Below are 421 nucleotides of genomic sequence, written 5' to 3'. Positions count from 1 at the left end.
GGTCGAGTTGGTGGCGACCTTGATCGACGGCGTCGGACGGCAGCCGAAGCAGGAGCCGCGGCCGGTGGTGAAGACGATGACGTTGGCGCCGCCCGCCACCTGGCCGGTCGCCGAAACCGGGTCGTAGCCAGGCGTATCCATGAACACCAGGCCACTGCCGGTGACTTTTTCGGCGTAACCGAAGACGCCGTTGAGCGGCGTCTGGCCGCCCTTGGCGACCGCACCGAGGGACTTCTCCAGGATGGTGGTGAGGCCGCCGCGCTTGTTGCCGGGCGAGGGATTGTTGTCGATCGAGGCGCCATGCTTGGCGACGTGGTCCTCCCACCACTTCACGAAGCCGTCGAGCTTCTGCGCGATCTCCGGCGTTGCCGCGCGGTAGGCAAGCAGATGCTCGGCGCCGTAGATTTCCGTGGTCTCGGAG

Annotated in this window: 1 pseudogene; it reads right to left on the bottom strand. The window is 67.0% G+C overall.

From position 1 onward, the window contains the following. A pseudogene (locus tag EN884_RS38255) lies at nt 1-421 on the bottom strand (UxaA family hydrolase); the annotation flags it as partial.

The sequence above is a fragment of the Mesorhizobium sp. M7A.F.Ca.AU.001.01.1.1 genome (assembly GCF_004022735.1).
In the GTDB taxonomy this organism is placed as follows: Bacteria; Pseudomonadota; Alphaproteobacteria; order Rhizobiales; family Rhizobiaceae; genus Mesorhizobium; species Mesorhizobium ciceri.
This window is presented reverse-complemented; position numbering and strand designations above follow the sequence as displayed.